Origin of the sequence: uncultured Rothia sp. (assembly GCF_963507905.1) — a bacterium.
Lineage (GTDB): Bacteria > Actinomycetota > Actinomycetes > Actinomycetales > Micrococcaceae > Rothia.
Genome location: NZ_CAUOUU010000018.1, coordinates 22,395 through 28,891, shown reverse-complemented (window position 1 = coordinate 28,891; position 6,497 = coordinate 22,395). Strand labels below are relative to the sequence as shown.

The window sequence follows — 6,497 nt, the reverse complement described above, 5'->3', positions numbered from 1 at the left end:
GGGTTGGGGGGAGGGGGTTTTTTTATTGTATTGGTTGTTTTTTTTGTCCAGGCCAGCCGCCCCGCCCGGGGGGGGGGGGGGGGGGGGGGGAAGCGGCACGCTCGCTCCGCGTGCAGGACGCCTAACCCCCTCTTCTAGACGCTGAGAAGCCACATGTGTTTCGAGAAGCCACGTCTTATGTGGCTTCTCGAAACACATGTGGCTTTTCGCCGTTTATGCTTGTTCTTCGCTGGCGGGCTTGTACCCGAGGGAGGTGCACACAATGTTGCCGTTGGTGAAGTATTCCGCGAGCTTCTCACGGTCAGCGGGGGAGCGCAGGTCCGCCCAGCGTTCCTGCTCCAGGTAGAACGCAACCTGGGAGGTCAGGCAGACGACGCGCTCATCGTGCACCGCCACAATATGCCTGCGCAGCCACGGTATGTGCTGAGCGAGGTTCGGCGGGATCCTGGACGGCACCTTGATTTCGATCTGCCATTGCGACGGCTCGTAGAAGGTCGACTTGATCTGTTTGGGGTTCTTCGGGAAGACGCAGAACTCCTCAATATCGCTGTAACTGTACTTCTTCGCGGGCAGGAAAAGCCGCCCGACGTAGAACGAATCGGGGTTGAACAGCAGGTAGCGCCTCCTGCAATACCAGCGAGTCGCAAAGGTTATAGCGGCAACAATCCCCAACATGATGGATGCGTCACGGCGGGACATCGGAGTAACGCCCAGAACGCTCCAGCCAATGAGCGCGTAGAAGAAAACGCAGAAAGCTAGAAACAACACAAAGTGGGTTTCAAAATAGAAGTTATTTCTTTTCCAGACTCGTCTGGCTCGGGGAGGAACCTCCTCCAGCGTTGGTGGAGTGCTTAGCTCCATGATTTGTCCTCTCTACGGGGCGGTATCGGTGATGATGCTTGGCTTGGCGCCGGCCGCTAATTCACTGCCCGGAAGGAGGCGATACGCGCCGCCTTCTTCGTCAGCTCATTCGCCGGCTTGTAACCCAGCGTGAGGCAAATAGCGCGCCCCTCCACAAAATACAGGGGTAGTTTCTCGCGGTCCGCCGGGGAATCCACATCCGCCCAGCGTTCCTGCTCCAGATTGAACGCAATATGCGCCACCAAACAATCGATACGGTAATCCCCGAAGCCAAAAGTCTCCAGGGAACCGTTAGAGAAAGTGACGGCAAGACGCCAATCACTGGGCATCTGCTCATCAGGGTCTATATCCTCGGGATCGCCCGTGTACCAGGGGTAAACCTTGAACCGGTCAATATCGGAATACTGGTAGACCCTGGGCGAACGGAAAATACGCCCGCGCTTCACCACGGTCGGCGTGAACCGATAGTACGAACGCACCGTACACCACAGGTACGGAATGGCTAGCGCGTAGACAATAAGAAACGCTATTGACGTCTTACCGATGTAGGTGGGCTCGTAACCGAGCAGCTCAGTGTTCGCGAGCGAATGAAGGTAACAGAGCAGAAAGAAACCACCCACAGGAATCGCCACAAAGAGGAAGATTCCCTGCCCCTTCCAATCAACATGAATGGGCTCACTACTGGGCATAGCCGTCGTGGTGCGGAACGGGGCACTGAGCCGACCCAGCGTCCTGGCGTAGATAGCGGGCATGCCCAGGTGACGTTCATTAGGGCTGAAACCGCGTGCGACGCGCCAGCCGCGGCGACCCCAACGCGCCGCCCAATATACCAGGAGGAACGGCAGAAGCAGCCCCGGAATCAGAATCCCGTCGTACGCCATATCCCAGTACAGAACGAACGTCGAATAGACAATCACACACGCCCAGCCGTACACGAGGATATGCCCGAAATCCATAATGGCGTTCGAACCCTTGATGCTTTCCAGCTGGGCTTCAACCCTGCGGAATGCCGCTTCTTCCTGCTCGGAGGTGAGGTAAGTGCCAGCATCCGCGAGCTCTGTAATTGCCTCCTTCACATCCTCGACGGGCGAACCCATCACCGAGGTGTAGACCTCGCGCGCTCGCGAGGCGCCAATAAGCGTAGGGTAGGCGACCTCCACCAGCAGGCAGCACGCCAGGTAGATGAAGAACGCCACCAGCCACACGTTGCGCACCTGCTCCATGGGCAGGCCCAGGGCTGCAAGGTCCATGAATTGTCCTCTCTAACGGTGTCTCTCTACGGGGTATCGGTGATGGTGTGTCTATGGTGCTCAGAAGCCACATGTGTTTCGAAAAGCCACGTCTTATGTGGCTTCTCGAAACACATGTGGCTTCTCGCGGGATAAGAGCGGTATAGGAGTCTTTTACTTGTACTGCGCCTTCTGGAAGGATGCGCGGCGTGCCGCCTCCTCCGCATGCTTACCGGCTGGCTTGTACCCCATGGTCGTGCAGATGACGCGGCCATCCACGAAGTACTTCGCCAACATTTCACGGTCCGCCGGCGAGTCCAGCTGCGCCCAGCGTTCCTGCTCAATCTTGAACGCAATCTGCGCCACCAAACAATCAATCTGGTGATCATTGAGCGCATAGTTGTGCTTGCGGCCGCCGGGAAGCAGAATCTCCAGCCGCCACTGGCTCGCGTCCTTCGGGTTCAGCTTGATAGCGTCCGGGTTCTTCGGGTACACACGGAACGCGCGAATCTCAGAGTAGGGGCGGGACTTCGCCGGAAGGAGCAGACGCCCAGCCTGGAACGAATCCGGGTTGTACACCACGTAATCGCGGTTGTACATCAGCAGCATGAGAATCAGCGGAATGTACGCCGCCGCCAAGAACCAGGAAGCGTGACCGATATAGATCGCTTCCCAATCCTCGTCGATGCTCCAGCCCGCTAGCGACGTCAAGAAGACCGCGGCGAGCAGGAACGCAATACCGTTGAGCCCCCAGTAGACGGTGCGGTCCTCACGAATCGGCTCCACACCCGGAACGGTGCCGCGCACACGGAACGGTGCGCTCAGCTTACCCAGCGTCGCCGAGTAGATGCGCGGCATGCCCAGCACCCGGTCATCCTTGCTGTAACCGCGTGCTTCACGCCAGTGACGGCGACCCCAACGGGCACCGCAATACACCATGAGGAACGGCAGAAGCAGCGCCGGCAACAGGATACCGTCGTACACAATATCCCAGTACAGGGTGAAGATGGAGACCGCCACAATCCAGCCCCACAGGTACATGACCGTGTGGAACCAGCCGCTTATCACACCGGCGCCTTCAATAGAATCCAGCTTCTTCTTTGCCTTCTTCGTGGCGCTACCCTTGCGGGAAGTACTCAGCGGCGCACCCATCGCGGTACGTTCCGCGGTGGCGCGGCGCGCCTCATCAACGGGCGAACCGGACACCTCAAGGTACAGGTCGGCCGCCTTCTCCTTCTTGATGGGCACCGGGTAGGCGATATCCACCAGCAGGCACAAGCCCAGGTACACCATGAAGGCGATCAGCCACACGTCGCGTAGCTGCTCCATGGGCAGGCCCAGAGCGCTCAAATCCATGAGCGGCTCACCTCCTTACGTCTCTCAAACCCCTACGCGGATGCGGCAGCGGCGGCGGCAGCCGGAAGAGCCGAGATGATACGGTCCATCGCCTCATCGTCGTGGGCGGCAGAAACGAACCACGCCTCGAATGCGCTCGGCGGCAGGTACACGCCGGATTCGAGCATGGAGTGGAAGAACGCGTTGTAGCGGCTGGTTGCCGACGCCTTGATGTCGGCGTAGTTGTGCACGCCCTCCTGAGAGGTGCCAAATGCCACCGAGAAGAGGTTACCGGCGCTCTGGATGGAGTGGTCCACACCGGCGGCGTTGAACGCCTCGGTCAGAGCCTGCTGCAGCTGGGCGCTACGCGAATCCAGGTGCGCGTAAACGGCGGCGTCAGCCAGGGTCAGGGTCGTAATACCCGCCGCAACGGACAGCGGGTTACCGGAGAGGGTACCAGCCTGGTAGACGGGGCCGACCGGCGCCAGGTGCTCCATGACCTCACGCTTACCGGCCAGCGCCGCGATGGGCATACCGCCACCAATGACCTTGCCGAACGTGAAAATATCGGGAACCCAGCCGCCATCCTCGGGAGCAGCGTAACCCCAGTAACCAGCCGAAGACACACGGAAACCGGTCAGCACCTCATCAAAAATGACGAGCGCACCGTTCGCGTGAGCAATCTCGTGCAGGCCACGGTTGAAACCGGGCTCGGGGGTCACCACACCCATGTTGCAGGGCGCCGCCTCAGTAATAATTGCGGCAATCTGACCCTCATGGTTCGCGAACGCCTCACGCACAGCGTCCAGGTCGTTATAGGGCAGAACGATGGTCTCCGCGGCGGTTGCGGCAGTCACGCCAGCAGAACCCGGCAGTGCCAGGGTAGCCACACCCGAACCAGCCTCAGAGAGCAGCGCATCCACGTGACCGTGGTAGCAGCCCGCAAACTTAATAATCTTGTCGCGACCGGTCACACCACGCGCCAGACGAATCGCAGTCATGGTCGCCTCAGTACCGGTGGACACCATACGCACCTGATCAATCGCACCGGGAATCGCCGCGTTAATACGGTTGACCACCAGCTCAGCCAGCTCAGCCTCCGGCGCGCTCGCCGCACCAAAGGACAGGCCGCGCTCAGCCGCCTGCTGAACCGCCTCAACCACCTGCGGATGCGCGTGACCCAGAATCGACGGGCCCCACGAGCAGACCAGGTCAACGTACTCGTTGCCGTCCGCGTCGTACAGGTACGCGCCCTTAGCCTTCGCCGCAAACGCAGGGGTGCCGCCCACAGAATTGAAAGCACGCACCGGGGAATTCACACCGCCGGGAATCACCGCGCGAGAACGCTCAAACAGCTTCTCGCTGGCTTCGTGGTGCAGCGGGTGGGTAGAGGAAGGAGTCATCGTATCGGTGCCTTTCAACGGAGACGGCGAACTAAAGAATTACAGGGGACGATGCGCACCAGGCAACGGAGCCTGCACGCTATGAGCGTCCCGTACCTAACCATCATAGGCGCTACAGATGAACCGCAGGTGACAAGCACCTGAACGTACCGAAAGGTGACGATAAAACACAACAGACAAGTTAGGTAACAGAAAGGATGCGCAACGCGCTAACGCAGGTGCCGGTCGGTATCCAGACTGTTCAACACCTGAGTGTCCTGATCAAACAGCCAGTTCTTATCAAAGAGCAGACGCACAAACGCCAGGCCCATACCCAACGCCATGAAAATCAGTAGGGACTGCACGAAACCGGTCGCCGCCGAATACATGTCACCGCTCGCAAAATGCGACATGGAACGGTAGAACAGCACACCCGGAACCATCGTCACCACCGCCGGAACCGACAGGGAAATACGCGTGTACTTACGCTGATGCAGCGGCGCCACAATCTCAGCCAAAATACCCACACCAAACACGGCAATCGTCGCCGCCATATGCGCGGGCATACCCGCCTCCACCATGTGAATACGGGCGGGGTTCGCCACCGCAGCAATCACGCCACCCCACACGCACGCCACCGGGGAGGCGGCAAAAAGCATCGCGAAGCCAGCCGCCGCAACACCCGAAGAAAGCACCTGCAGAAGCAAATCCAGGGTCGGATCCAGAGTAAGAGGCGCCGGAGTAGCCAACGGCAAATGGAACAGCGAACCCAACAGCCACACCGCAAACGACGCGCTAATCAGCAGCAAACCCACATACGTCAGACGCGAAATACCCGCCAAAAAGTCCATACGAGAAATGTCGAGCATACCCGTCACCATGGGGAAACCCGGCACCAAGAACAGCACCGACGAAATAAAACCAATCATATGGTTCGGGCTAACCCAACCCGCCGCAACCAGCACATTAACAACCGCAATGTACAGGCCCGCCGCCAGGAAACCGCAGGCCATCCACGTCGCCATGTGGCTCACGCCGCGCTTGAGCAGAGTCGAACGCAAATACTGGCCGGCACCCGCCGCCAAGAACACGACCGAGCACTCCACCAGACCGCCACGGTTCAGAAACGCGAACCCGGCACACGCAACAGCCGACGCCAACGCCAGCATCCACGGGGTGTACAGCGGCTTCGCCGAATCGATACGGTCCAGCTCGGCGTTCGCCTCAGCCGGGGTGATCTTTTCAGGAAGCTCAGAAATGAACTTACCCAGCTGATCCAGCTTATGAGCGTTAATGCCCATTGTGCGCTGCTCCGCCACCTCAGTACGGAAATTACCGTCCGTGTACGAAGACGTCGAAATCTCGGTGAAGGTCACCTGCGCGTGATGCTCCTTCAACCCCACAGCCTTTGCCAAACGCGCCATCGACGCCTTAATACGGTAGGCGCTCGCACCCGACTTCATCAGGATGCGACCCAGGCGGAGCACCACCTGAGACTGCGCCACCAAATGCTCATGCGCCAGGCGGGTAGAACCCAGATAAATACTGCGCGTATTAGTGTCAGGGTACGGCTCGGTAGTGCGGGGCTGATCATCCATGAGAGGCCTTCCGGGTCGTGCTATTCGTTGCAGGTGCGGTCACCTTCTAGCATAGGGGAGAAGCTCCGGCGGGGATAGCGTCAGCCCGTCAG

The 6,497-nt window shown here is 59.5% G+C and carries 5 protein-coding genes; all 5 read right to left on the bottom strand.

All coding sequences use genetic code 11. The features are described from left to right. Positions 1-213 precede the first annotated feature (213 nt). Positions 214-768: a hypothetical protein gene (locus RQ593_RS09080; RefSeq protein ID WP_311450440.1), complete on the bottom strand. Its 555-nt coding sequence runs from the start codon at positions 766-768 to the stop codon at positions 214-216. Between the two features lie 149 nt (positions 769-917). After that, entirely contained in the window at positions 918-2,111 is a 1,194-nt protein-coding gene (locus tag RQ593_RS09075) for a carboxylate transporter (protein WP_311450439.1), read from the bottom strand. Positions 2,112-2,264: 153 nt separating this feature from the next. Then, on the bottom strand, positions 2,265-3,446 hold the full coding sequence (locus RQ593_RS09070) for a sugar dehydrogenase (RefSeq protein ID WP_311450438.1): 1,182 nt from the start codon (positions 3,444-3,446) through the stop codon (positions 2,265-2,267). A gap of 32 nt (positions 3,447-3,478) precedes the next feature. Further along, positions 3,479-4,828: a glutamate-1-semialdehyde 2,1-aminomutase gene (gene hemL, locus RQ593_RS09065; protein ID WP_303960263.1), complete on the bottom strand. Its 1,350-nt coding sequence runs from the start codon at positions 4,826-4,828 to the stop codon at positions 3,479-3,481. Positions 4,829-5,037: 209 nt separating this feature from the next. Further along, the gene (locus tag RQ593_RS09060) at positions 5,038-6,405 is read right to left on the bottom strand and encodes a threonine/serine exporter family protein (protein WP_311450437.1); all 1,368 of its coding nucleotides are present in this window, start codon (positions 6,403-6,405) and stop codon (positions 5,038-5,040) included. Between the last annotated feature and the right edge of the window lie 92 nt (positions 6,406-6,497).